The 22,880-nt window shown below is 56.2% G+C and carries 18 protein-coding genes; 8 read left to right on the forward strand and 10 right to left on the reverse strand.

Translation table 11 applies throughout. The features are described 5' to 3' along the window. The first annotated feature begins 278 nt into the window (after positions 1-278). From AC2FAP_RS06590 to AC2FAP_RS06600, 3 genes are read left to right on the forward strand one after another with little or no spacing between them, the layout of a single operon-like run. On the forward strand, positions 279-1,631 hold the full coding sequence (locus AC2FAP_RS06590; RefSeq protein ID WP_485452884.1) for an SrfA family protein: 1,353 nt from the start codon (positions 279-281) through the stop codon (positions 1,629-1,631). 4 nt (positions 1,632-1,635) lie between these two features. After that, positions 1,636-4,617 carry a virulence factor SrfB gene (locus tag AC2FAP_RS06595; protein ID WP_020884023.1) on the forward strand — a complete coding sequence of 994 codons (2,982 nt, stop codon included), beginning with the start codon at positions 1,636-1,638 and terminating at the stop codon, positions 4,615-4,617. Next, on the forward strand, positions 4,614-6,788 hold the full coding sequence (locus AC2FAP_RS06600) for a virulence factor SrfC family protein (RefSeq protein WP_485452885.1): 2,175 nt from the start codon (positions 4,614-4,616) through the stop codon (positions 6,786-6,788). The genes AC2FAP_RS06595 and AC2FAP_RS06600 overlap by 4 nt, the downstream gene beginning before the upstream one ends. A gap of 33 nt (positions 6,789-6,821) precedes the next feature. Here AC2FAP_RS06600 and AC2FAP_RS06605 read toward each other — a convergent pair whose 3' ends face one another. The 9 genes from AC2FAP_RS06605 to ymcF all read right to left on the reverse strand — a co-directional run bounded on the left by AC2FAP_RS06605 (position 6,822) and on the right by ymcF (position 15,315). Next, positions 6,822-7,580, reverse strand: a complete 759-nt coding sequence (locus AC2FAP_RS06605; RefSeq protein ID WP_342863356.1) for an alpha/beta fold hydrolase — start codon at positions 7,578-7,580, stop codon at positions 6,822-6,824. Positions 7,581-7,666: 86 nt separating this feature from the next. Beyond that, positions 7,667-7,840, reverse strand: a complete 174-nt coding sequence (locus tag AC2FAP_RS06610; protein ID WP_032670341.1) for a GhoT/OrtT family toxin — start codon at positions 7,838-7,840, stop codon at positions 7,667-7,669. A gap of 155 nt (positions 7,841-7,995) precedes the next feature. Further along, positions 7,996-9,420, reverse strand: a complete 1,425-nt coding sequence (gene patD / locus AC2FAP_RS06615) for an aminobutyraldehyde dehydrogenase (RefSeq protein ID WP_032678249.1) — start codon at positions 9,418-9,420, stop codon at positions 7,996-7,998. A gap of 24 nt (positions 9,421-9,444) precedes the next feature. Then, complete coding sequence (locus AC2FAP_RS06620; protein ID WP_032680927.1) at positions 9,445-10,251, reverse strand: ABC transporter permease; 807 nt, start codon at positions 10,249-10,251, stop codon at positions 9,445-9,447. Continuing rightward, positions 10,241-11,143, reverse strand: coding sequence for an ABC transporter permease (locus AC2FAP_RS06625; RefSeq protein WP_108648610.1), 903 nt, complete (start codon positions 11,141-11,143; stop codon positions 10,241-10,243). The genes AC2FAP_RS06620 and AC2FAP_RS06625 overlap by 11 nt, the downstream gene beginning before the upstream one ends. Before the next feature lie 43 nt (positions 11,144-11,186). Continuing rightward, complete coding sequence (locus tag AC2FAP_RS06630; RefSeq protein ID WP_044859298.1) at positions 11,187-12,200, reverse strand: ABC transporter ATP-binding protein; 1,014 nt, start codon at positions 12,198-12,200, stop codon at positions 11,187-11,189. A 15-nt stretch (positions 12,201-12,215) separates the two neighbouring features. Continuing rightward, positions 12,216-13,361: a putative ABC transporter substrate-binding protein YdcS gene (gene ydcS, locus AC2FAP_RS06635; RefSeq protein ID WP_020884016.1), complete on the reverse strand. Its 1,146-nt coding sequence runs from the start codon at positions 13,359-13,361 to the stop codon at positions 12,216-12,218. A 273-nt stretch (positions 13,362-13,634) separates the two neighbouring features. After that, positions 13,635-15,044: an aminotransferase-like domain-containing protein gene (locus AC2FAP_RS06640; RefSeq protein ID WP_020884015.1), complete on the reverse strand. Its 1,410-nt coding sequence runs from the start codon at positions 15,042-15,044 to the stop codon at positions 13,635-13,637. A gap of 82 nt (positions 15,045-15,126) precedes the next feature. Then, positions 15,127-15,315, reverse strand: a complete 189-nt coding sequence (gene ymcF / locus AC2FAP_RS06645; protein ID WP_020884014.1) for a cold shock small protein YmcF — start codon at positions 15,313-15,315, stop codon at positions 15,127-15,129. A gap of 394 nt (positions 15,316-15,709) precedes the next feature. Here ymcF and AC2FAP_RS06650 point away from each other — a divergent pair, with 394 nt between their 5' ends. From AC2FAP_RS06650 to hslJ, 4 genes are all read left to right on the forward strand, one after another. Beyond that, positions 15,710-17,110, forward strand: coding sequence for a cytochrome ubiquinol oxidase subunit I (locus tag AC2FAP_RS06650; RefSeq protein ID WP_342863355.1), 1,401 nt, complete (start codon positions 15,710-15,712; stop codon positions 17,108-17,110). Next, complete coding sequence (gene cydB / locus AC2FAP_RS06655) at positions 17,110-18,120, forward strand: cytochrome d ubiquinol oxidase subunit II (RefSeq protein WP_311382615.1); 1,011 nt, start codon at positions 17,110-17,112, stop codon at positions 18,118-18,120. The genes AC2FAP_RS06650 and cydB overlap by 1 nt, the downstream gene beginning before the upstream one ends. Further along, positions 18,120-18,248, forward strand: coding sequence for a DUF2474 domain-containing protein (locus AC2FAP_RS06660; RefSeq protein WP_014170274.1), 129 nt, complete (start codon positions 18,120-18,122; stop codon positions 18,246-18,248). The genes cydB and AC2FAP_RS06660 overlap by 1 nt, the downstream gene beginning before the upstream one ends. Before the next feature lie 127 nt (positions 18,249-18,375). Next, positions 18,376-18,813, forward strand: a complete 438-nt coding sequence (gene hslJ, locus AC2FAP_RS06665) for a heat shock protein HslJ (protein ID WP_014170275.1) — start codon at positions 18,376-18,378, stop codon at positions 18,811-18,813. Here the strand turns inward: hslJ and AC2FAP_RS06670 are convergent, their stop codons facing one another. Then, positions 18,814-19,080 carry a putative hemolysin gene (locus tag AC2FAP_RS06670; protein ID WP_014170276.1) on the reverse strand — a complete coding sequence of 89 codons (267 nt, stop codon included), beginning with the start codon at positions 19,078-19,080 and terminating at the stop codon, positions 18,814-18,816. It lies immediately after the preceding gene. Between the two features lie 273 nt (positions 19,081-19,353). Here AC2FAP_RS06670 and nifJ point away from each other — a divergent pair, with 273 nt between their 5' ends. After that, positions 19,354-22,878, forward strand: coding sequence for a pyruvate:ferredoxin (flavodoxin) oxidoreductase (gene nifJ, locus AC2FAP_RS06675; RefSeq protein ID WP_422713688.1), 3,525 nt, complete (start codon positions 19,354-19,356; stop codon positions 22,876-22,878). The last annotated feature ends 2 nt before the right edge of the window (positions 22,879-22,880 follow it).

Below are 22,880 nucleotides of genomic sequence, written 5' to 3' on the forward strand. Positions count from 1 at the left end.
TAACCCTGGCAGTTTTATTATATTGGACTGTAATAACAGCACAGCCGCTATAACCTGGCAAATAACGAATCACTATCAGGTTATTCTAAAGCAACGTTTTCCGCTGGTTTTACAGCCAGTGCGCCAGAGGTTGATTTGCCTTAAGTGCCATTATTCGTCAAGCACAACCGCACCTTTCTATGCCACAAGAAATCGTCCCTTTTGGCGTCTCTTCCTCCGTTTGGTTGCTTCCCGATTTCGTTAAAGTAACGGTGTGAAGAAGTATATGGGATCAAATCGTGGCAAAAACTCTTTTACGCAGCGGTAATCTGGATGACTTTCAGGCCGTTGGCGGCGGCGGACAAGCCGTTTTTGAATCAGCGTTACAAATCCGGGAAGCGCTCCGGTTACGCAAACAACAGGCGATTGTCGACTGTCTGGCTATTCCGCAGGTCAATGATGGTGGCGACCGTGTCGACTGGTATTCGCCGGTCGACGGTTGTGTAACCAGCTGGAAAGCGGCGAACGAAGACGATCGTTATCGCGCCCTGCGCTATCTGGAAAATACGCTGGCCAGCGTTGAATCGCTGAGTAAGAAGTGCCTGCAGTCGCCAAAAACAGCGCAACAGCTTTTCGGCTCCCTGCTGTCGAAAGCATTTCAGTTTCCCGGCGAAAATTTCCTTTTCCTGGTTGATGGAAAGCCGGTCATAAGTTTCTGGGGGTTTGTAAACCTCAATGAGAATGCGCGTGACGACGTACTCGACTGTTTACGTGAATCGCTGATCCCTGAGCCAGCCCCGATTGTCATTGAAGCCCCTGAACCCGAGCCGGAACCGACCCCAGTCCTGACCTTTGAACAGGCCGATGAGCCGCTGATTGCCCCGGCCACGGTGGTACGCATCACGCCGGACGAACTGTATACGCCTGAACCTGCGCCGGTCACTGTGCCACCTGTGGAAGAACCCGAGCCAGAGCCTGCGATCGTAGCCAAAAAACGCCGCGTTCCCCTGTGGACGCTTCCGGTTGCCGCCGTGATCGTTGCCGCGATTGCCACCCCGTTGCTGTGGCCAAAACAGGCCCCTTCTGCTGAGCCAGTGGCTGTCGTTGCCCCTGAACCTGTCGCCATTGCGCCAAAGCCGATTAAAGCCGTTGAGCCACTGCCGATGAAATTACCGCTGCATCAGGCAGAGGTGGTCGCGAGCAAAGAAAAAGAGCCAGCTCCCGTTGCCGCCCCAGCGCCTGCGCCGGTTGTGATTGCGGCGATCCCGAAAGACGCCATGGTCATGGAAGCAAACCAGGTGAAAGCGGGGTCGACGCGTTTTCTGAACGGAACATGGCGTGCGATCCTCGACGTGAAAGATCCGATTACCGGCAAACCACCGTCGCTGCGCTATCAGATCCAGAACAATAAAGGCTTCGCTCGTGTTGTTCACGGTGACAATGTTGTCTGCCGCGTGGAGGTTTTCTCCGGGCTGCACAGCAATGGCGAACTGATGATTAAGAGTCGCGGTAATGCCCGCTGCACAGACGGTTCACGCTACCCGATGCCGGAAGTTGCCTGTAAAGCAGGTACCAGCGATGTCGCTGACTGTAATGCCCGTTATGATGCCAAAACCGTCGTTCCACTGACGTTCAAGAAAGCAGGTGCCTGACCCTATGCTGGTAAATCTTTGCGACTATAAACAGAGCGTCACGCTTATTGCCAACAGCGGCGTGCAATTCCTCGATTTTGGCCTGACTCCGCAGGACACCGCCAGCAACGGGCGCTTCGTACGTAAAACCGCCAACGGTCCGCTTCTGCGTCTCGATTTCGATCTCGTCAACGGGCGTTACACGCTGCCGGGATTGAACGGCGGACAGCCTGAAGTGGTGAAACCGGAAACCACGATCCCACTGCATCAGTCCCTGACGGTGCTGGATGGTGTCTGGCTTCCCATTCCCTTCCTGCGCTTCAATCCGCCACGTACCTTTGTTGACGGGCCGGATAACTGGGCGCGCGTCCAGGTGCGTAAACTTGAAACGCCTGATGCGGCAGGTAATACACACCGCGTCACGCTCGCTCTCGACAGCCAGATTGCAGAGCATGCTACTGCCGCGCTGTCCCCGGTTGAAAATGACATTCTCAACGGCACCCGTTTCGGACTGGCATGGCGTGACGATGAGGTGGAAAGCTTCCTCGACCAGACCTGGATTGACGGCTGGCTGCGCGAGGCGTTTACCCACTATGCGACCGACGTTGAAAACCGCGCGGAACGCGACCTGCAACAGGCAATGCGCAGCTTTGAGTACCAGGCACACTGGCTCAACCTGCTGTCCATGCTTGGGGAGCAGCTTACCGTACCGGAAGTGAAATTTGTCACCCATACCCTCAGTACGCCGGCTATTCCGGTCGACCTGATCCTCGACGTCGGGAATACCCATACCTGCGGCGTTATTATTGAAGATCACGGTGATGCGAACGACGGTCTGCGCCAGACGGCCGAACTGCAGGTGCGCTCGTTAAGCGAACCACAGTTCCTCAATGAGCCGCTGTTTACCAGTCGTCTCGAATTTTCAGAAGCGCGTTTTGGCAAGCAGCACTTCTCGGTGGAAAGTGGGCGTGAAGATGCCTTTGTCTGGCCGTCTATTGTCCGCGTGGGCGATGAAGCACGCAAACTGGCTACGCGCCGTCTGGGCACGGAAGGTAACAGCGGTATCTCCAGCCCGCGTCGCTACCTGTGGGATGAAACCCCGGTGGTCCAGGACTGGCGCTTTAGCCAGATGAACAGCAAGACCCAGCGCGAACCGCTGGCGACCGCGTTCCCGCTGATGAACCTGATGAACGATGACGGTGAACCGCTCTTTACGCTGCCGCAGGACGAGCGACTGCCGGTTTTCTCCCCGCAGTACAGCCGCAGCACGCTGATGACGCATATGCTGTGCGAACTGCTGGCACAGGCGCTGGGGCAGATCAACAGCGTTGCCACGCGCCTGCGTCTGGGCTTTCCGGCCTCACCACGCCAGTTGCGTACGCTGATCCTGACCCTGCCCTCGGCGATGCCGAAGCAGGAACGCGAGATCTTCCGTCGCCGCATGTTCGAAGCGATCGCTATCGTCTGGAAAGCGATGGGCTGGCACCCGCAGGACGACGATTTTGCCACCCGTAAGCACCAGGAAAAAAGCGTGGTGCCGGTACCTGCAATCCAGATGGAGTGGGACGAGGCCAGCTGTGGTCAACTGGTGTGGCTGTACAACGAAGCGATCTCACATTTTGGTGGTCAGACGGAAGCGTTCTTCGCCTCCCTCGCCCGCCCGGATCGTGAACCTGAACCGGGCGTGCAGCCGGGGCGCTCGCTGCGTGTCGCCTCTATCGACATTGGCGGCGGCACAACCGACATGGCGATCACCCATTATCAGCTGGATGACGGCTCCGGTAACAACGTCAAAATCACGCCGCAGCTGCTGTTCCGCGAAGGGTTTAAAGTGGCCGGCGACGACACCCTGCTGGACGTCATCCAGCGCTATGTGTTACCCGCCCTGCAAACCCAGCTGCAGAAGTCCGGCATCGCCGATGCCTCTCTGCTGATGGCCTCGCTGTTTGGTGACTCAGGACGTATCGATACCCAGGCGGTATTGCGCCAGCAAACGGCGCTTCAGCTCTTTATGCCGATTGGTCATGCCATCCTTGCCGCGTGGGAATCCAGCGACATCGACGATCCGCTGGCAGGCTTGCATGCCACCTTTGGCGATCTGCTGTCGCAGAAACCGACCCGCAACGTGATGAATTATCTGCAACAGGCCGTCGATCATGCCTTGCCGGCAGGTTCAGAAGCCTTCGATCTGTTTGCCGTTCCGCTGCACGTGAATTTCCGTGAAATGCAGGATGCGATGCTGGCAGGCCAGTTCACGCTGGCGTCACCCCTGCATGCGGTGTGCGAGGCCATTTCACATTACAGCTGCGATATTCTGCTGATCACGGGGCGTCCGGGTTGCCTGCCTGGCGTTCAGGCGCTTATTCGCCATCTGCAGCCGGTGCCGGTTAATCGCATCGTCTGGCTGGATAAATACCAGGTTCATGAATGGTACCCGTTCAGCCAGCAAGGACGCATTGGTAATCCAAAATCGACCGCCGCCGTCGGCGCGATGCTTTGCAGCCTGGCGCTTGACCTGCGACTGCCGCGCTTTAACTTTAAAGCCGCGGATATCGGTGCATATTCGACTGTTCGCTATCTGGGCGTCCTGGATAACACCGTAAACACCCTGCGTGAAGAAAACGTCTGGTATCAGGATATCGACCTGGATAAACCGGGTGCGAAACTCGACGCCCGTCTGCACTTCCCCCTGCGCGGAAATGTGACGCTCGGTTTCCGCCAGCTGGCGAACGCGCGCTGGCCGGCAACGCCGCTCTATACGCTTAGCATCAACTCGGCCGAACTGGCCAAAGCGATTGCGGGTGACGGCGTGCTGAACGTGCGGCTCAAACTTTGCGGCGGCAATAAGCATGAAGGGCCTGAATCCTTCGCGCTGAGCGATGCCTGGTTGCAGGACGGGACGCCGGTTCCGCCTGATGCTTTAACCTTCAAACTGAATACTCTGGCCGATCGCCGTCATAGCGGCAGCCACTACTGGATCGACAGCGGGAGCGTATACCTGAAATGACTGCGACGATGACCACCACTCAGGCCTTAATCGGGTGGATAAATGAGACGCGCCTGAACGCCCCTGTGCTGGATAACGAGGCCGATGCCCTTCTTGCGCGCATCAACGCGACGCAGGCACGGGAGCAGGCCATTGACCGCGCCCTCTCCCGCCCGGGCAGTATTGGACTTTACGGTCATTCTCAGAGTGCTAAAGCGCATCTGCTTTTATCGCTGTGCGGCAGCGGTAATGGCCGCCTGAACGTTACGCCAGGCCAGCGTACATTTGACTATTTTTCGCATATTAATCCGGGACATGCCCTGACCAACATGGCCGTGCGGTTCACCCACGGAAATGCAGAGGTGATGGATGAGGCGTTCCCGCTGCGCCTGAGCCTGGTGACAGAGGCAGAGCTGGTTCAGCTGTTTATCGCCCGCACCACGCTGCAGCCGGACATCCGCGCCGTGGATAAAGCGGTCATTGAGACGCGCCTGGAGAAGTGGCGTGGCCTGCGCCAGCCGCAGGGCGTTCCTGGTATTACGGCTCAGGACGTGGGTGCCATCGCCCGCTTCTGGCAAAGCTCAGTACCTGCCGCGAAACAGCAAATTGATGATGCCCTGTGGCATCAGTTTGCACAGCTGGTCCCTTCGCTCGATCTCAGCACGCGAGCCAGCGTCTGGTCGCTGCTGTGGGGTGAGCAACAGGAGTTGACCCAGCAGTGGTTAAAGCTCGCTCATGTCCTGCATCAGACCAGCCATGCCGGAGCACTCGCCGCCCCGCTCAGCCTGCTGGTCGATAACTTCGGGCTGCCGGGCGAAGGGTTCCTGACTCACGGCACCTTTACCCTTCCGGAGGCCCAGGAGACGCTGCTTCATCCGCTGAACAACGGCGAGATGCTTAACGCCATCAGTATCCCTGTCGATACGCTCGCCTTCCTGACGCGTGAGCTGGTCTTGCCGGTCGAAAGCTGCGCCCTGGATAATGTCGATATTATTGATATTCCGGTCTTTTCAGATAACAGCGCCGATACACTGATCCAGGCTAAATGCCAGTGGTTGCTGGAGCATTATCGCCAGCAGCTGCAACCGGACGTGCTTGTTATCTGCAATGCGACAGCCCAGCACGAGCAAACGGCTAAAAAAGCCCGGGTGCTGATGAACTGGGTCAAAGAGACTCAGCCGGTTGAAGAATCCGCCCTGCCGGGGCTGGTGTGGGCGATTACGCCTCACGACGCACGTTTTACCACCCGTCAGAACCTTGATGAAACGGTACAGCACCTGTTGGGCAAACCGGGTGTGCGCTGGGGGACACTGCAGGCGCTGGACAGCCACAGCATGCAGCGCGTGATCGAGTGGTTGTCTCAGGCCACGTTACCCGCTCAGCGGCAGAAGCGTCTTAGCACGCTGAAAGCAATGCTGCGCCAGGAACTCTCGGCCCTGATGAAGGGGTATCTGGCACCGCTGGTTGAGGAACCCGGCGCCAGACGAACTCAGGCCGAAAACATGGTGCGCGTTCTGCAAAGCTCCGCTGCCCGCCACGGTGAACTGCTTGAAGGTCTTCTGCCGCCGCTTAAAGCCTTTGAAACCCTGCTGGCCGTTCAGCAGCCCCGCGAGGAGCAGGTGAACGGACTGTTTACGGATACCATTGACCTGTTTGCCGAGCATGCCCAGGAGAACGCCAGTCCATTCCAGACCAAAGACAAAGCTCGCCTGGCACATAAAGTCTGGATAAACCATCTGCGCCAGTGGAGCCGCAACGATGCCACTGCCGCGCGCCTTGGGCTGGAACCCGCTGTTTTGCAGCAAATTGCTGACGTTCTGGTGGTGGCCAGCTACCGACTGAACCTGCCGCAGCAGTTGCAGAACATCGTTGAAACCGACAAGAGCAGTGCAGCCCAACTGCATGCCGTGATGGGCAACTTCATTGGCTGGCTGGGCTACGATCGGACACCCGCAGAGGCACGCCCGGCGAGCCGCATCCGTAAAGGCCAGGCAATCTTTGTTACGCCGGTGGTCAACAGTACCGCGCCGCGCCTGACGCGTCTGGGAGAACAACCCGTACATGCGGCAACGGTGTATGTCTATGACTGGCTAGTCGCCCTCTATAGCCGGGCAATAGAGAACATCGATTTCCACCACCCGCACGATGTACAGCCTGCCGCACGCCAGGCCTTACAAGCCCTGTTACGTTAGCGCTCCTGGCCCGCAGAGATGCGGGCTATCCTTTCAGGTCGTGGTCATACACTCTGCTAACGTCTGCGCCAGTGCCGACGGATTTTCCCATGACATGGAGTGTCCGGCCGCTGGGATGATTTTCACCTCAACGCCCCGCTTTTGCAGAGAGTCCACATCATCATCAGGTAGAGACCACTTGCCGAAAATCAACGTCACCGGACAGCGCAGAGACAAAAACTGAACCTCCCATTCCGGCTCTACCCCTTCCACCAGGCTGGACGCGCCACGCCACACGGCATACGGCGCATTGCTTTGCAGACTGCCCGCCCAGGGTGAGGTTTCTGCACTGAGCAGCGCATCATACCCCTGCTCCAGGAACTGTTGTTCCGTCTGTGCAGCAATAGAGCGGCTGAACATGCCACCCCCGGCGTGAAAATTGGGTTCCGACACCATCAACCCTTTTACGCGTGGCGCCATCAGTCCTGCTGCCTCGATAGCAATGCTGCCACCCATACTATGACCATATAGCCAGAAGCTATCGAGTTTGAGATGGTCCAACAGTTCAGCCACCACTCGCGCCTGCTCGCTGGTGCGATAACGATACTGCACAGGTTTGTCGCTGTAACCGCTGCCCGGGAGATCGATAAGAATGGCTCTGCGCGCACCAAACCGGGCGTCAGAGACGATACGAGGATATTCATAAGAAGAGGCGCAGCCTAACCCGTGAATAAACACCACAGGATCGCCAGAGCCGGGAAGATCGTGCCAGCGCACAACGCAGCCGGCCTGCTGCGAGTAAAAACTGTTCATAAGCACTCCTTTAACGATTCACTGTGTATTTATACAGTCTTCGTGTCTGGAATGCTATGTTCATCTTTTAAAACGGGAAGCGTGCTTCAGAAAAGCGAGATCAACAGCGCAACGGGAAAGCTCATTGGCCAGGTTGACCCCACCAGAAAAGCACTGAGCAGTCGGATACGTTTGCGGTCTTTAGAGAGGAACCAGGTAATTAATGCACAGACAGAAGCCATGATTGCGTAAAAAACCAACATCTTTTGATACAACGTCATTCTGTTTACCAGAGCCGAAAAAATAACCGCACGCAATATGCGTCATATGTTGATACAGATCAAGTTTTTCCGTTACAGAATAACCATTTGAATACTATGGATAATGTACTGAAAGGAGAGAATGCCCGGCGCTGAATGCGACCGGGCATGGGGGCTTAGTGCTTTATCATCACGTGGCGAACAACGGTATAATCTTCAAGGCCGTACACCGACATATCTTTGCCGTAGCCGGATAACTTCATCCCGCCGTGCGGCATTTCGCTCACCAGCATAAAATGGGTATTAACCCAGGTGCAGCCGTACTGCAGACGCGCGCTCATCCGGTGGGCACGCCCTACATCGCGGGTCCAGACCGATGACGCCAGGCCGTACTGCGAATCGTTCGCCCATGCCAGCACCTGCGCTTCGTCATCAAACTCGGTGACACTTACAACCGGGCCAAACACTTCACGCTGAACGATAGCATCGTCCTGTTTTGCCCCTGCCAGAAGGGTTGGCTGGAAATAGTAGCCTGCCCCCTCTTTTTTGCTGCCGCCGGTCACCACGCGAATATGGCTCAGGGCTTTAGCCTCATCAACCGCCTTACAGACGCGTGAAAGATGGGCTTCGGAACTGAGCGGGCCCAGCTCGGTGGTTTCCTCCTCCGGCGCACCCATTTTCAGGCTCGCCACCGCGGCACCCAGTTTTTCCACCAGCGCGGCACAAACGCCTTTCTGCGCATAAATACGACAGGCTGCCGTACAATCCTGCCCGGCATTGTAGAAACCGAAAGTACGTACCCCTTCAACAACCGCATCAAGATCGGCGTCGTCGAAAACGATAACCGGGGCTTTGCCGCCCAGCTCCATATGGGTGCGTTTAATCGAGGACGCCGTGTGTCCAATAATATGTTCGCCGGTGGCAATAGAACCGGTGAGCGACACCATACGCACCTTTTCGTGGCCGGTCAGCGGATCGCCGACCGTTTTTCCGCGGCCAAACAGAACGTTCAGAACGCCTGCCGGGAAGATGTCTTTCGCCAGTTCCGCCAGCTTGAGGGCCGTCAGTGGGGTAATCTCCGAAGGTTTGATCACCACACAGTTACCCGCGGCCAGCGCGGGTGCCAGCTTCCATGCCGCCATCATCAGCGGATAGTTCCAAGGCGCAATGGAGGCGACCACGCCCACCGGATCGCGGCGTATCATCGATGTGTGACCGTCAAGATATTCGCCGGCAGCCAGCCCGTTCAGGCAGCGGGCGGCGCCGGCAAAGAAGCGGAAAACGTCGACCACAGCCGGAATTTCATCTCCCAACGCACAGTGCAGCGGCTTACCGCAATTGAGCGATTCGAGACGGGCAAATTCTTCGCCGTGGGCTTCAATCACGTCAGCCAGCTTCAGCAGACACTCGGCACGCGTTTTAGGCGTGGTTTGTCCCCATTCAATGAATGCGCGATCGGCGGCCTGGACCGCCGCGTCGACCTGCGCTGCTGACGCTTCAGCAATCTCCAGAAGTACCTCTCCGGTGGCAGGGTTATAGACCGGCTGTTTTTCCCCGTCTCCGGCGACCAGTTCACCATTTATCAGCAGTTGTGTTTGCATAGCATTGTCCTGTTGAAATCAATGTTATTTCCCGCTTCCGGCACTGTTTTCGCCGTCGCGGGTTAGCCACCAGGCTCCCAGAATGGGTAGGGTTGTGACCAGCATCACCAGCAATGCGACGACGTTGGTGACCGGCACGTCGCGCGGACGCCCGAGCTGATTAAGCAACCACAGCGGTAACGTGCGCTCGTGTCCCGCGGTAAATGTTGTGACGATGATTTCGTCAAACGAGAGTGCAAACGCCAGCATCCCCCCGGCCAACAACGCCGAACCGAGATTCGGCAGGACCACGTAACGGAAGGTTTGCCAGCCGTCGGCCCCCAGATCCATTGACGCCTCGACCAGACTCCAGGAGGTGCGTCTGAAACGGGCAATCACGTTGTTAAACACCACCACCACGCAGAACGTGGCGTGACCGACCACGATGGTGAAAAAACCCGGCTCAAGGTCAATGGTTTTAAACGCCGTCAACAGCGCCAGACCGGTGATAATCCCCGGTAACGCAATCGGCAACAGCAGCAACAGCGAAATCGCATTTTTGCCAAAAAACGCGCTTCGCCACAGCGCCGCTGCAGCAAGCGTGCCAAGCACCAGCGCGATAGCCGTCGACAGCGCAGCGATTTGAAGTGACAACGTCACTGATTCAATGATGTCGCCACGCCCCGCTGCCACGGTGAACCACTTCAAGGTCAACCCCTGCGGCGGAAAACTGAACGCGGCGTCTTCGGTGTTAAAGGCGTAGGTCGCAATAATCAGCAGCGGGAAATGAAGGAAGATAACGCCTCCCCAGGCTGCCACTTTCAGGAACAACGGTGCGCGTTCAGAGTGCATCGAATGCTCCCAGACGTTTCACGAACGCCAGATAAAGCGAGATGAGGACAATTGGTACCAGGGTGAAGGCCGCGGCCATGGGCATATTGCCGATAGCGCCCTGCTGGGAATAGACCATATTGCCAATAAAGTACCCCGGCGGCCCCACCAGCTGTGGAACAATGAAATCGCCCAGCGTCAGGGAAAAAGTGAAGATTGACCCTGCGGCAATGCCCGGGATTGCCAGCGGCAAAACGACGTAACGAAAAGTCTGGCGTGGTCGCGCGCCGAGATCGGCTGAAGCCTGCAGTAACGACGCGGGCAGTCGCTCCAGCGCCGCCTGTACCGGCAGGATCATAAACGGCAGCCAGATATAGACGAACACCAGAAAACGCCCCAGCCCGGAGGTGGAAAGCGTGTTTCCGCCAATGGCCGGAAGCGTAAGGATCGCGGTCAGGATCGGCTCCAGCCCCAGATGGCTCAGAAACCACTGAGCTACCCCGTCTTTCGCCAGCAGCAGCGTCCAGGCATAGGCTTTAACAATATAGCTGGCCCACATTGGCAGCATCACGGCGATATAGAAGAACGCCTTCCACTTGCCGCGGGTGTAACGTGCCATGTACCACGCCATCGGAAACGCGAGGATAGCGCTGGCGATGGTCACCGCAATGGCCATCATCAGCGTACGCAGGATGATGTCATAGTTTGCCGGATTAAAAAGCGCCAGGATATTGGCAAACGTCAGTTCCGGCGTGACCGCCATGGTGAAATCGTCAAAGGTATAAAACCCTTGCCATAAAAGGGTGAGAAGCGATCCCAGATAAACGATGCCAAACCACATTAGCGGCGCGAGCAGCAGCAGGAACAGCCCAAGCGATGGCTTACGCCAGAACAGTGCGGTAAGGCGGCTCATGCGGCTACGGTGGGCGGGAGGCGGCGCGACACGCGTGTTCATGTCACCTCTCCTCTTGCAGGCGAACCATGGCATCACGTGACCACGACGCCATCACCGCCTGTCCCGGCGTCACGCCGCCCAGCGTTGCGGCATCGCTAAAATTGGCCTGGCTGACCAGCAGTTTTGCACCGTCAGCGAGTTTTAGCTCAAGACGCGTTGCCGCCCCCTGATACTGTACTGCCTGCACCACGCCCTCAACCTGAACCTCACCGCTCTCATTGAGGCGAATATGTTCCGGCCGTAAAGAATAGATGCCTTCCATCCCGCACACGTTGTGTGCCATACCGGCGTCAAACACGTTCGAGGTCCCGACAAAGCTCGCCACGAAGGGCGTTCCTGGACGCATATAGAGATCGCGCGGGGTGTCCACTTGCTCAATGCGGCCATTATTGAAAACCGCGACCCGGTCAGACATCGACAGGGCTTCCCCCTGATCGTGAGTGACGAAAATAAAGGTGATGCCGAGCTCCTGCTGCAGCTTTTTCAGCTCGAACTGCATCTGCTCACGCAGTTTAAGATCGAGCGCGCCGAGCGGTTCATCCAGCAGCAATACCCGGGGTTCATTGACCAGCGCCCGCGCGATGGCGACACGTTGACGTTGCCCGCCGGAAAGCTGCGAAGGCTTACGCGTGACAGCAAAGCTTAGCCCCACTTTTTCCAGCGCTTGACGCGCCTGCGCATGCCGCGTTTTCTTGTCGATACCTTTGACCATGAGTCCGTACGCGACGTTATCGAGGATCGACATATGCGGGAACAACGCATAATCCTGGAACACGGTATTCACATCACGTTCCCATGGGGGAAGTGCGCTCGCCTCTTTACCGAAGATTTTGATTGCGCCGCCTGACAGCTGCTCAAAACCGGCTATCAGACGCAGGCAGGTAGTTTTGCCGGAGCCCGAAGGCCCCAGCATGGAGAAAAACTCTCCGTCATGAATAGCAATGGTGACCCCATCCACCGCCCGCACGTCACCGTACAGACGGGAAACGTCATTAAACTCTACTGCGTACGTCATGTTCTGCTCCTGCGATTAACGGCCGCCCATGATGGCGATGTAATCCTGTGTCCAGCGGCTGTAAGGGACGAATTTGCCGCCTTCTGCAATCGGGGTTTTCCAGAACATGATTTTGTCGAAATAGTTGTAGCCGTTCGTTTCGCAGCCTTTATCGCCGAGCAATGTGCTGGCTTTACACCCTTCCGGTACCACGGGCAGCGAGCCAAACCAGGCCGCCAGATCGCCCTGCACTTTAGGCGTCAGCGACCAGTTCATCCATTTGTAGGCGCACATCGGGTGCTTGGCCTGCGCGTGCAGCATGGTGGTGTCCGCCCAGCCGGTTACCCCTTCTTTCGGGAAAACAGTGGCGACAGGCTGGTTCTCCGCTTTCAGGGCATTGGCCTGATAGGGCCAGGCGCTGGAGGCCACTACGCCTTCATTTTTAAAGTCGCTCATCTGAACGGTGGTGTCATGCCAGTAGCGGTGGATCAGCGCATGCTGGTCACGCAATACCTTCAGTACGGCGGCATACTGTTTTTCTGTTAGCTGGTACGGGTCGGTGATACCCAGTTGCGGCTGCGTGGCTTTGACAAACAGCGCCGCATCGGCGATGTAAATCGGGCCATCATAGGCCTGCACGCGGCCCTGATTAGTTTTACCGTCAGGTAAATTCTGTTTCGTAAAGACGACGCTCCAGCTGTCCGGCGGCGTCGGGAACGTTTTGCTGTTGTACATCAGCAGGTTTGGCCCCCACTGATACGGCGTGCCGTAGACGTTGCCGCCGACGTTAAACCATTCACCTTTGACGATCCGCGGGTCGAGGGTTTTCCAGTTTGGGATAAGGTCGGGGTTAATCGGCTGAACGCGTTTCCCCATGATCAGGCGCAGTGAGGCATCGCCCGAGGCAGTGACCAGATCGTATCCTCCTTTCGCCATCAGGCTAACCATTTCATCCGAAGTGGCCGCGGTTTTAACGTTCACCGCGCAGCCGGTCTCTTTTTCGAACTGCGTGACCCAGTCATAATTTTTATCGGTTTGTCCCCGTTCGATGTACCCGGGCCAGGCAATAATATCCAGTCGTCCTTCCCCGTCGCCGATAGCCTTCGGTGGCTCTGCGGCGTGCGCTGTCATGAGGGTCATGCCGAGCGCGCACAGGCTGCTGCGGGCAAATTTTTTGCTCATAAGAATTACTCCTGTCGCAATGAAATTTAGCGGCAGCCGTGCCGTAAAAATATCTCCCTTATTAAACGTAGACCGCGCAAATGCGCCGTACCGTGCGGCTTAAAGAAATTTCATCAAGGTGTGACCGAGGGCGCATTCCCCGTTAACTGGATTATAGACAAGGAGTTAGCGTTGAGAGGCGGTATGCAGATTTCCTATGATGCGGTACTGCGGAATATTCGCCGTACCGCCATCAGGATAAGGAATGATTATTTTAGAAAGGTGCGGAGATTATTATTCGAGCATGCTGCTAATTAATTTCCCTAACTGAATCACAGCCTGTTCTTCCCGCTCCCCCCACGCCCAGGAGGTATTAAACCGGAAGAACGGTGTCCAGGCGTCAGAGGTCGAAAACATCTTACCGGGGGCAATACTGATGTGGTGCATTAGCGCTTTCTCACTCAGCAGTCCGGCGTCCAGCTGCGCCGGGAGTTCCAGCCATAAAAAATAGCCGCTGTCGTTGTGATGAATTTTGACGCCTGCCGGCATATGGCGCAAAAGCGACTGCCACGCCTGCTGTTTGCGTTCGGCCAGCGTGCGTCGCAGGCGGCGAAGATGGGCGTCATAGCGTTTTGTCGCCAGGTAATCCACCAGCGCCAGCTGCATGGGTGAACTGGTCGATAAGGTGCTCATCAGCTGTAGCTGCTGAATGCGTCGCGCATGTTTACCTGCCGCCACCCAGCCGATGCGAAACCCCGCCACCAGACATTTCGAGAAGGACGAGCAGTGCAGCGTCATATCGTCACGATCCCATGCTTTCGCTGGCAGGGGTTTCTCCCGGCCAAAATAGAGTTCGCTGTAGACATCATCTTCGATCAGGGTGACGTTGTGCCTGGCGAGAAGCGCGACCAGGTGCGCTTTTTTCTCTGCGCTGAGCGTGAAGCCGAGGGGATTTTGACTGTTGGTCATGAGCCAGCAGGCTTTGACCGGATACTCATTGAGCGCCTGCTCAAGCGCATTCAGATCGATCCCTTCGCGGACGTCCGTCGCCACCGACAGCGCTTTGAGTTTCAGGCGTTCCAGCGCCTGTAGCGCACCGTAGAAACAGGGGTTTTCGACAATCACCCAGTCACCAGGCTCGGTAACGGCCTGCAGGCTAAGATTCAGGGCTTCGAGTGCGCCTGCGGTTATGACAATCTCATCCGGCGAGATATTCATTCCCTGCTGCGCATAGCGGCGGGCAATGGCGTGGCGAAGGTCAACGTTACCCGGAGGCAGGTTCTCAATTACGCTCATTGCTGTGGCGGTTTTACTGACATTGGCCAGCGAACGGTTAAGTTGCTGCAACGGGAAAAGCCGGGGGTCGGGGAAGGCAGAAGCGAAAGGAACAACCGACGGGTCGCGGCTGGCCTGTAATACGTCGAAGATATAGGTGTTGATATCTACCACTTCGTCCCGCATCACCTGGGCAGGCGGCGCAGGTTGGTGTGCGGTCGGGCGCGAGGCAACGTAATAGCCCGACTGCGGCCTGGCGACGATACGCCCCTGGCTTTCCAGCATCTGATACGCGTGGCCCACGGTCATAAAACTCATGCCGCTGCTCGCGACCTGCTCTCGCAGAGAAGGCAGCTTATCGCCCGGCAACCATACGCCAAGCTCGATCTGCGAGATAATTTGTTGCGCCAGACGCTGGTATTTTTTCATCAGATTCTCCTTATGACCGACAGTGTATATCAGCAGGAGAAAAAGAGAAGATTTTGCTAACTGTTATAGTTAGCCAGATGCATTACTTACGCAGTTCGGTGACGTTACGCTGAGCGTGGCGGGCAGCGGCCAGATGATCGAGGGTAATCATCGACGATTTGCAAAAAATGCATTTTGCACCGAACGGGTTTTTCTCAGACACATCAAAAGCTGAGGTACGGTACTGCGAACCATGGCAGCATGGGCAGCGGAAATGGATATAAGAAGTCATAGGATTCTCCTGTAAACGTAAAAACGTTAATTGCTTAATGGGCCCTTCAGGCGATAGTGGTTTGAAACAAAAACTAATCGGAGTGTAGAAAAAGACCCAAGAGAGGCTGCGGAGAGGCACAACGTGATGAGAACTGCTTTATAAAACTACGTCAGATGTTTATTTGGACTCAAACCCAGAGGGCCATTAACGCATGTTGTTGATAACAAGGCAAGCTGTTTAATGCATAAATTTCATAAAAATAATTTTTTTATTCTTTCATGCAAGCTATATCAGATGTGCAAAGCGTGATGTTTTCATGAACTGTTATAGGTAAATTTCGCTTTTCTGCGTCTGATACTCGTTATTTCGCCCCTATACCATAACAGCACACCGTTTGACATTGAGGTTGTGCATGTTTGGTTTAGATGCTTTTCATCTTGCACGGATACAGTTTGCCTTTACCGTATCCTTCCACATTATTTTCCCGGCAATCACCATCGGTCTGGCGAGTTATCTCGCTGTGCTAGAAGGCCTGTGGCTGAAAACCAAAAACCCGGTCTGGCGTTCGCTGTACCATTTCTGGTCGAAGATTTTTGCCGTTAACTTCGGTATGGGCGTAGTCTCCGGGCTGGTCATGGCCTACCAGTTTGGGACCAACTGGAGTGGGTTTTCACAATTTGCCGGCAGTATTACCGGCCCGCTCCTGACCTACGAAGTGCTTACTGCCTTCTTCCTCGAGGCAGGATTCCTCGGCGTTATGCTGTTCGGCTGGAATAGAGTCGGGCCGGGTCTGCATTTCTTTGCAACCTGTATGGTGGCACTGGGGACCATTATCTCAACCTTCTGGATCCTCTCATCAAACAGCTGGATGCAGACGCCACAGGGCTTTGAAATCGTCAACGGACAGGTGGTGCCGGTAGACTGGTTTGCCGTGGTGTTTAACCCCTCCTTCCCGTATCGCCTGCTGCATATGTCGATAGCGGCCTTCCTGAGTAGCGCCCTGTTTGTCGGCGCATCCGCAGCCTGGCATTTGCTGCGCGGAAACAACACCCCCGCCATCCGCGCGATGTTTTCCATGGCGCTGTGGATGACCCTGATTGTGGCTCCCCTTCAGGCGATGGTGGGTGATATGCACGGGTTGAACACCCTGAAGCACCAGCCCGCTAAAATAGCAGCCATTGAAGGCCACTGGGAGAACCCACCGGGTGAACCCACCCCGCTGCTGCTGTTTGGCTGGCCGGATATGGAACAGGAGCGCACCCGCTTTGGGGTGGAGATCCCGGCGCTTGGCAGCCTTATTCTGACGCACAGCCTCGACAAACAGGTTCCGGCACTGAAAGAATTTCCAAAGGAAGACCGGCCAAATTCCACCATCGTCTTCTGGTCATTCCGCATTATGGCGGGCTTAGGCATGCTGATGCTGTTGCTTGGGGTAACGGCGCTCTGGTTACGTTATAAAAAGCGCGTGTACGCTTCGCGTCCCTTCCTGTGGTTTGCCCTCCTGATGGGACCCACCGGGCTGATTGCCATCCTGGCCGGATGGGTCACTACCGAAGTGGGCCGCCAGCCGTGGGTCGTCTACGGGCTTCAGCGAACAAAGGATGCGGTTTCTGCCCATGGTGACTTGCATATGAGCGTGAGTCTGCTGGCCTTCTTCGTCGTATACACCTCCGTATTTGGCGTGGGTTACAGCTATATGGTCCGCCTGATTAAAAAAGGACCTCAGCCTCATGAATCGTTTGCCACCGAGTCCGATGGACGTCCCGCACGCCCGCTTTCTGCCGTTACTACTGAACATAAGGAGCAACCATAATGGGTATCGATCTTTCCATTATCTGGTTTGTTATGATCGTCTTTGCCACGCTGATGTATATCGTGATGGATGGTTTTGATCTGGGGATAGGTATCCTGTTCCCGGCTACGCCTGATGCCGACGATCGCGATGTGATGGTGAACAGCGTTGCGCCGGTCTGGGACGGCAATGAAACCTGGCTGGTGCTCGGCGGTGCGGCGCTGTTTGGCGCGTTTCCGCTGGCCTATGCAGTCATTATTGATGCCCTCACTATTCCGCTGACGTTAATGCTGATCGGACTTATTTTCCGGGGCGTGGCATTTGAGTTTCGTTTTAAAGCCACGCCGGCACACCGCCCTTTCTGGGATAAAGCGTTTATTGGCGGCTCGATCCTGGCGACCTTTACCCAGGGCATGACGGTGGGCGCGGTGATTAACGGCTTTAGCGTCACCGGGCGTGCCTACAGTGGCGGACCGTTCGACTGGCTGACCGTTTTTAACCTGTTCTGCGGCGCAGGTCTGGTGGTGGCCTACGCGCTGTTAGGCTCGACATGGCTGGTGATGAAAAGCGAAAACGCGCTGCAACAGCGAATGCGACGGGTATCCAGAACGCTCCTGATCCTGCTTCTGGTATTCATTGCAGCAATCAGCCTCTGGACCCCACTGGCGCAGCCGGCCATCGCCGCGCGCTGGTTTACCCTGCCGAATCTTTTCTTCCTGCTGCCCGTGCCGGCGCTGGTGGTGATCCTGAGCCTGTGTCAGTGGCGTTGCCTGAATAACCCAGAGAGCCATCATCTGCCGTTTATCCTGACGTTAGGGCTGATTTTTCTCGGCTTTAGCGGACTTGGGATCAGCATCTGGCCGCACATTATTCCCCCGTCAATCACGCTCTGGCAGGCGGCGGCTCCGACACAAAGCCAGGGCTTTATGCTGGTGGGCGCGTTGTTGATCATTCCCGTGATTCTGGTCTACACCTTCTGGAGTTACTACGTGTTTCGCGGAAAAGTACAACATGGAGAGGGTTATCACTGATGCAACAACCTTTCTGGAAAAGAGTCATGTGGCTGGCCATTATCTGGGGCGGCAGCGTACTGGCACTGGCGGCGGTCAGTATGCTCTTTCGCATGTTAATGACGGCCGCAGGGTTTAAGTCGCACTGATCGTATTGCGGGCAACGACAACGTTGCCCGGTACCCGCCCGCACTTTCAGATAAACCCCATTAACGCACGGCAGAGTATCGTTACACTGAAAAAAAGATTCACAGTATCTATCGTCTGAGAAGAAAAATGAAAAAGCTCATTGCGTTAAGTGTTATCAGTCTTGTCCTCACCGGGTGTGTTAATCCTGGTAAAGCCTCCGTTCAGCCGGACCAACTTAAGAGCCACCGTTTTGTGCTGGAGAATGTGGACGGGAAAGCCGTTAAGGCCACGACAACGCAACCAGAGATCAGCTTCAAAGCCCTGTCTGATATCAGTCTGGTTAATAACATTAGCGTTTCCGGCGTGATGTGTAACACGTTTAACGGACAGGGGAAATTGTCCGAAGGTGAGCTCAAGGTCAAAACGCTCGCCATGACGCGCAAGCTCTGTACCGAACCACAGTTAAACGAACTGGATCAGGCCATTGGCGACATGCTGCGTAAAGGGGCGCAGGTCGACCTGACTGAAGACCAGTTAACGCTGGCGACAGCCGATAAAACGCTGATGTTTAAGCGTGCGGAGTAATCAGTAGTTTCCGCAGGATCCTACGGCAAGCGACTGTTCACTGCAGCGTTTGCCGTTTGGCAATGCGCACATCCCGATAGCTGAGCCGTCAAGCTGGCGGGCAACAGACAGCGAGCCGCCAATCATCGCGCAGTTGGCTTGTCCGGAGCTGGACATCGCCGCTTTCATTCCCGGCGTTACGTGTGCCGCCGTTGCCTGCTGAACAGGTTCACTGCTGCATGCCGATAATAATAACGCGGCACACCCGACCCAAAATGCTGAACGCATGCTCTCTCTCCCCCATTAATAATGCGAAACCTATGCATAATAGGCATCCCATGCCGTGTCGTCGAGAGCGAAAGTGCGTATTTATGCGCTCCTGAAACAATTTCTCGCAATTTTTTCGCCAAAAGATTGATCTACTCATTGATGTCGAGAATACCGAGGACACAAAAGCGAAAATCGTAAAATCCGACCTTTGCTAAACTAAGGGAATAATATTCAAAGCCCGTTGTGTTTTTTTCGGGCTCCTTTTTTTGCGCAATGTAAGGGTGTTGTCCTATGCAAACTATTGACGGTAATGGTGCAGTCGCGTCCGTCGCGTTTCGCACCAGTGAAGTTATCGCCATCTACCCAATTACGCCAAGTTCTACGATGGCCGAACAGGCCGATGCCTGGGCGGGCAACGGACTGAAAAACGTCTGGGGCGACGTCCCAAGAGTCGTGGAAATGCAGTCTGAGGCTGGCGCTATCGCGACCGTCCACGGGGCGCTGCAGACCGGTGCTTTGTCGACGTCATTCACGTCGTCGCAGGGATTATTGTTGATGATCCCGACGCTCTATAAACTGGCAGGACAACTCACCCCGTTTGTGCTTCACGTTGCCGCACGAACCGTTGCGACACACGCCCTCTCCATCTTTGGCGATCACTCAGACGTAATGGCCGTCCGCCAGACCGGTTGCGCCATGCTGTGCGCCAGCAGCGTTCAGGAAGCACAGGACTTCGCGTTAATTTCGCATATGGCGACGCTGAAGAGTCGCGTGCCCTTTATTCATTTCTTTGATGGTTTTCGTACCTCTCACGAAATCAATAAAATCGTTCCGCTAGCTGATGACACGCTCCTCAATCTTCTGCCGCAGGCGGAAATCGACGCGCATCGCGCCCGTGCGCTGAACCCGGAACACCCGGTGATCCGCGGGACATCGGCCAACCCGGATACCTATTTCCAGTCCCGGGAAGCAACGAACCCCTGGTACAACGCCGTTTATGATCACGTTGAGCAGGCGATGGATGATTTTGCCGCGGCCACCGGACGGCAATACAAACCGTTTGAATACTACGGCCATCCGCAGGCGGAACGGGTCATTGTGCTCATGGGGTCAGCCATTGGCACCTGTGAAGAGGTGGTGGATGAACTGCTGACCCGTGGTGAAAAAATCGGCGTGCTCAAAGTGCGGCTCTACCGACCGTTTTCCGCGCGACATTTGCTCTCCGCCCTGCCGGAAAGCGCGCGCACCGTGGCGGTGCTCGATCGCACTAAAGAGCCTGGCGCCCACGCAGAACCTCTGTATCTGGACGTCATGTCCGCGCTGGCTGAAGCGTTTAATTGCGGTGAGCGCGAAACACTGCCGCGCGTGATCGGGGGTCGCTATGGGTTGTCCTCCAAAGAGTTTGGCCCGGACTGTGTGCTGGCGGTGTTTAATGAGCTGAGCGAGGCTAAACCAAAACCGCGCTTTACCGTCGGTATTTATGATGACGTGACCAACCTCTCTCTGCCCCTGCCGGAAAACACGCTGCCTTCCACCGCAAAACTTGAGGCGCTGTTTTATGGACTGGGCAGCGACGGTAGCGTCTCCGCGACCAAGAACAACATTAAGATTATCGGGAACTCCACGTCGTGGTATGCCCAGGGGTATTTTGTCTACGACTCCAAAAAAGCAGGCGGGCTGACCGTTTCCCATCTGCGCGTCAGCGAGCACCCTATCCGCTCGGCGTACCTTATCTCGCAGGCTGATTTTGTGGGCTGTCACCAGCTGCAGTTCATCGATAAGTACCAGATGGCAGAGCGCCTGAAACCGGGCGGTATTTTCCTGCTCAATACGCCATACAGCGTGGATGAAGTCTGGTCGCGGCTGCCGCAGGAAGTGCAGGCGGTGCTGAACCAGAAAAAAGCCCGCTTCTACGTCATTAACGCTGCAAAAATTGCCCGCGAGTGTGGCCTTGCCGCGCGAATTAACACCGTGATGCAAATGGCCTTCTTCCACCTGACGCAGATCCTGCCGGGAGACAGCGCGCTAATGGAACTGCAGGGGGCGATTGCCAAAAGCTACAGCAGTAAAGGTCAGGAGCTGGTCGAGCGTAACTGGCAGGCGCTGGCGCTGGCACGCGAGTCTTTATTTGAAGTACCGCTGCAAGCGGTTGATGCGTCCAGCCCGAACCGTCCACCAGTGGTTTCTGACGCGGCACCGGATTTCGTGAAAACCGTGACGGCAGCCATGCTGGCCGGGCTGGGTGATGCCCTTCCCGTCTCCGCACTGCCACCCGATGGCACCTGGCCGATGGGCACCACGCGCTGGGAAAAACGCAACATCGCCGAAGAAATCCCCATCTGGAAAGAGGAGCTGTGTACCCAGTGCAACCACTGCGTAGCAGCCTGCCCGCACTCGGCCATTCGTGCCAAAGTGGTCTCCCCGGAAGCGATGGAAGACGCCCCGACCAGCCTGCATTCACTTGATGTGAAATCCCGTGATATGCGCGGACAGAAGTATGTTCTGCAGGTCGCTCCGGAAGACTGCACCGGATGTAATCTGTGCGTTGAGGTCTGTCCGGCGAAAGATCGTCAGGATCCGGACATCAAAGCCATCAATATGATGTCGCGCCTCGAGCATGTCGAAGAAGAGAAGGTAAATTATGACTTCTTCCTGAACCTGCCGGAGATCGACCGTAGCACGCTGGAGCGTATTGATATTCGTACCTCGCAGCTCATTACTCCGCTGTTCGAATATTCAGGCGCCTGCTCCGGCTGCGGTGAAACGCCGTATATCAAGCTGCTCACGCAACTGTACGGCGACAGAATGTTGATCGCTAACGCCACGGGCTGTTCATCAATCTATGGCGGTAATCTGCCTTCCACGCCGTACACCACCGACGCCCATGGCCGCGGTCCGGCATGGGCGAACTCGTTGTTTGAGGATAACGCCGAGTTTGGTCTGGGCTTCCGTCTGACCGTTGACCAGCACCGCGCACGCGTGATGCGGTTACTGGAACAGTTTGCTGGCCACATCCCGGCGGAGCTGAATGAGGCGTTGCACGCCGATGCAACGCCAGAACGTCGTCGTGAGCAGGTTGCGGAACTGCGCAACGCTCTGCAGGGCGTAGAAGGTGCCGGGCAGCTGTTGACCGACGCTGACGCGCTGGTGGAAAAATCAATCTGGCTGATTGGCGGTGACGGCTGGGCGTATGACATCGGCTTTGGCGGGCTGGATCACGTGTTAAGCCTTACCGAAAACGTCAACATTCTGGTTCTGGATACGCAGTGCTATTCCAACACCGGTGGCCAGGCGTCAAAAGCTACTCCGCTTGGCGCAGTAACTAAGTTTGGTGAACACGGCAAGCGCAAGGCGCGTAAAGATCTCGGCGTCAGCATGATGATGTACGGCCATGTGTATGTCGCGCAAATCTCGCTGGGCGCGCAGCTGAACCAGACGGTGAAAGCCATTCAGGAAGCGGAAGCCTACCCGGGTCCGTCGCTGATCATTGCCTACAGCCCGTGTGAAGAGCATGGCTACGACCTGGCACTCAGCCACGATCAGATGCGCCAGCTGACCGCAACCGGCTTCTGGCCGCTCTACCGGTTCGACCCGCGCCGCGCCGATGAAGGTAAATTGCCTCTGGCGCTGGATTCACGCCCGCCTTCCGATGCGCTGGCCGAAACGTTAATGCAGGAACAGCGCTTCCGTCGCCTCAACGCGCAACAACCAGAGGTGGCCGAGCAATTGTGGAAAGATGCCGCCGCCGATCTGCAAAAACGGTATGATTTCCTGGCGCAAATGGCCGGAAAAGCGGAAAAACCCACCCGCGACTGACT

The organism is Enterobacter cloacae complex sp. 394I7 (assembly GCF_057320345.1).

What these genes read in the sequence shown, in the direction of transcription:
- AC2FAP_RS06595 (WP_020884023.1), top strand. Translation starts at nt 1,636, where the DNA reads ATGCTGGTAAATCTTTGCGACTATAAACAGAGCGTCACGCTTATTGCC.
- AC2FAP_RS06600 (WP_485452885.1), top strand. Translation starts at nt 4,614, where the DNA reads ATGACTGCGACGATGACCACCACTCAGGCCTTAATCGGGTGGATAAAT.
- AC2FAP_RS06605 (WP_342863356.1), bottom strand. Translation starts at nt 7,580, where the DNA reads ATGAACAGTTTTTACTCGCAGCAGGCCGGCTGCGTTGTGCGCTGGCAC.
- AC2FAP_RS06610 (WP_032670341.1), bottom strand. Translation starts at nt 7,840, where the DNA reads ATGACGTTGTATCAAAAGATGTTGGTTTTTTACGCAATCATGGCTTCT.
- patD (WP_032678249.1), bottom strand. Translation starts at nt 9,420, where the DNA reads ATGCAAACACAACTGCTGATAAATGGTGAACTGGTCGCCGGAGACGGG.
- AC2FAP_RS06620 (WP_032680927.1), bottom strand. Translation starts at nt 10,251, where the DNA reads ATGCACTCTGAACGCGCACCGTTGTTCCTGAAAGTGGCAGCCTGGGGA.
- AC2FAP_RS06625 (WP_108648610.1), bottom strand. Translation starts at nt 11,143, where the DNA reads ATGAGCCGCCTTACCGCACTGTTCTGGCGTAAGCCATCGCTTGGGCTG.
- AC2FAP_RS06630 (WP_044859298.1), bottom strand. Translation starts at nt 12,200, where the DNA reads ATGACGTACGCAGTAGAGTTTAATGACGTTTCCCGTCTGTACGGTGAC.
- ydcS (WP_020884016.1), bottom strand. Translation starts at nt 13,361, where the DNA reads ATGAGCAAAAAATTTGCCCGCAGCAGCCTGTGCGCGCTCGGCATGACC.
- AC2FAP_RS06640 (WP_020884015.1), bottom strand. Translation starts at nt 15,044, where the DNA reads ATGAAAAAATACCAGCGTCTGGCGCAACAAATTATCTCGCAGATCGAG.
- ymcF (WP_020884014.1), bottom strand. Translation starts at nt 15,315, where the DNA reads ATGACTTCTTATATCCATTTCCGCTGCCCATGCTGCCATGGTTCGCAG.
- AC2FAP_RS06650 (WP_342863355.1), top strand. Translation starts at nt 15,710, where the DNA reads ATGTTTGGTTTAGATGCTTTTCATCTTGCACGGATACAGTTTGCCTTT.
- cydB (WP_311382615.1), top strand. Translation starts at nt 17,110, where the DNA reads ATGGGTATCGATCTTTCCATTATCTGGTTTGTTATGATCGTCTTTGCC.
- AC2FAP_RS06660 (WP_014170274.1), top strand. Translation starts at nt 18,120, where the DNA reads ATGCAACAACCTTTCTGGAAAAGAGTCATGTGGCTGGCCATTATCTGG.
- hslJ (WP_014170275.1), top strand. Translation starts at nt 18,376, where the DNA reads ATGAAAAAGCTCATTGCGTTAAGTGTTATCAGTCTTGTCCTCACCGGG.
- AC2FAP_RS06670 (WP_014170276.1), bottom strand. Translation starts at nt 19,080, where the DNA reads ATGCGTTCAGCATTTTGGGTCGGGTGTGCCGCGTTATTATTATCGGCA.
- nifJ (WP_422713688.1), top strand. Translation starts at nt 19,354, where the DNA reads ATGCAAACTATTGACGGTAATGGTGCAGTCGCGTCCGTCGCGTTTCGC.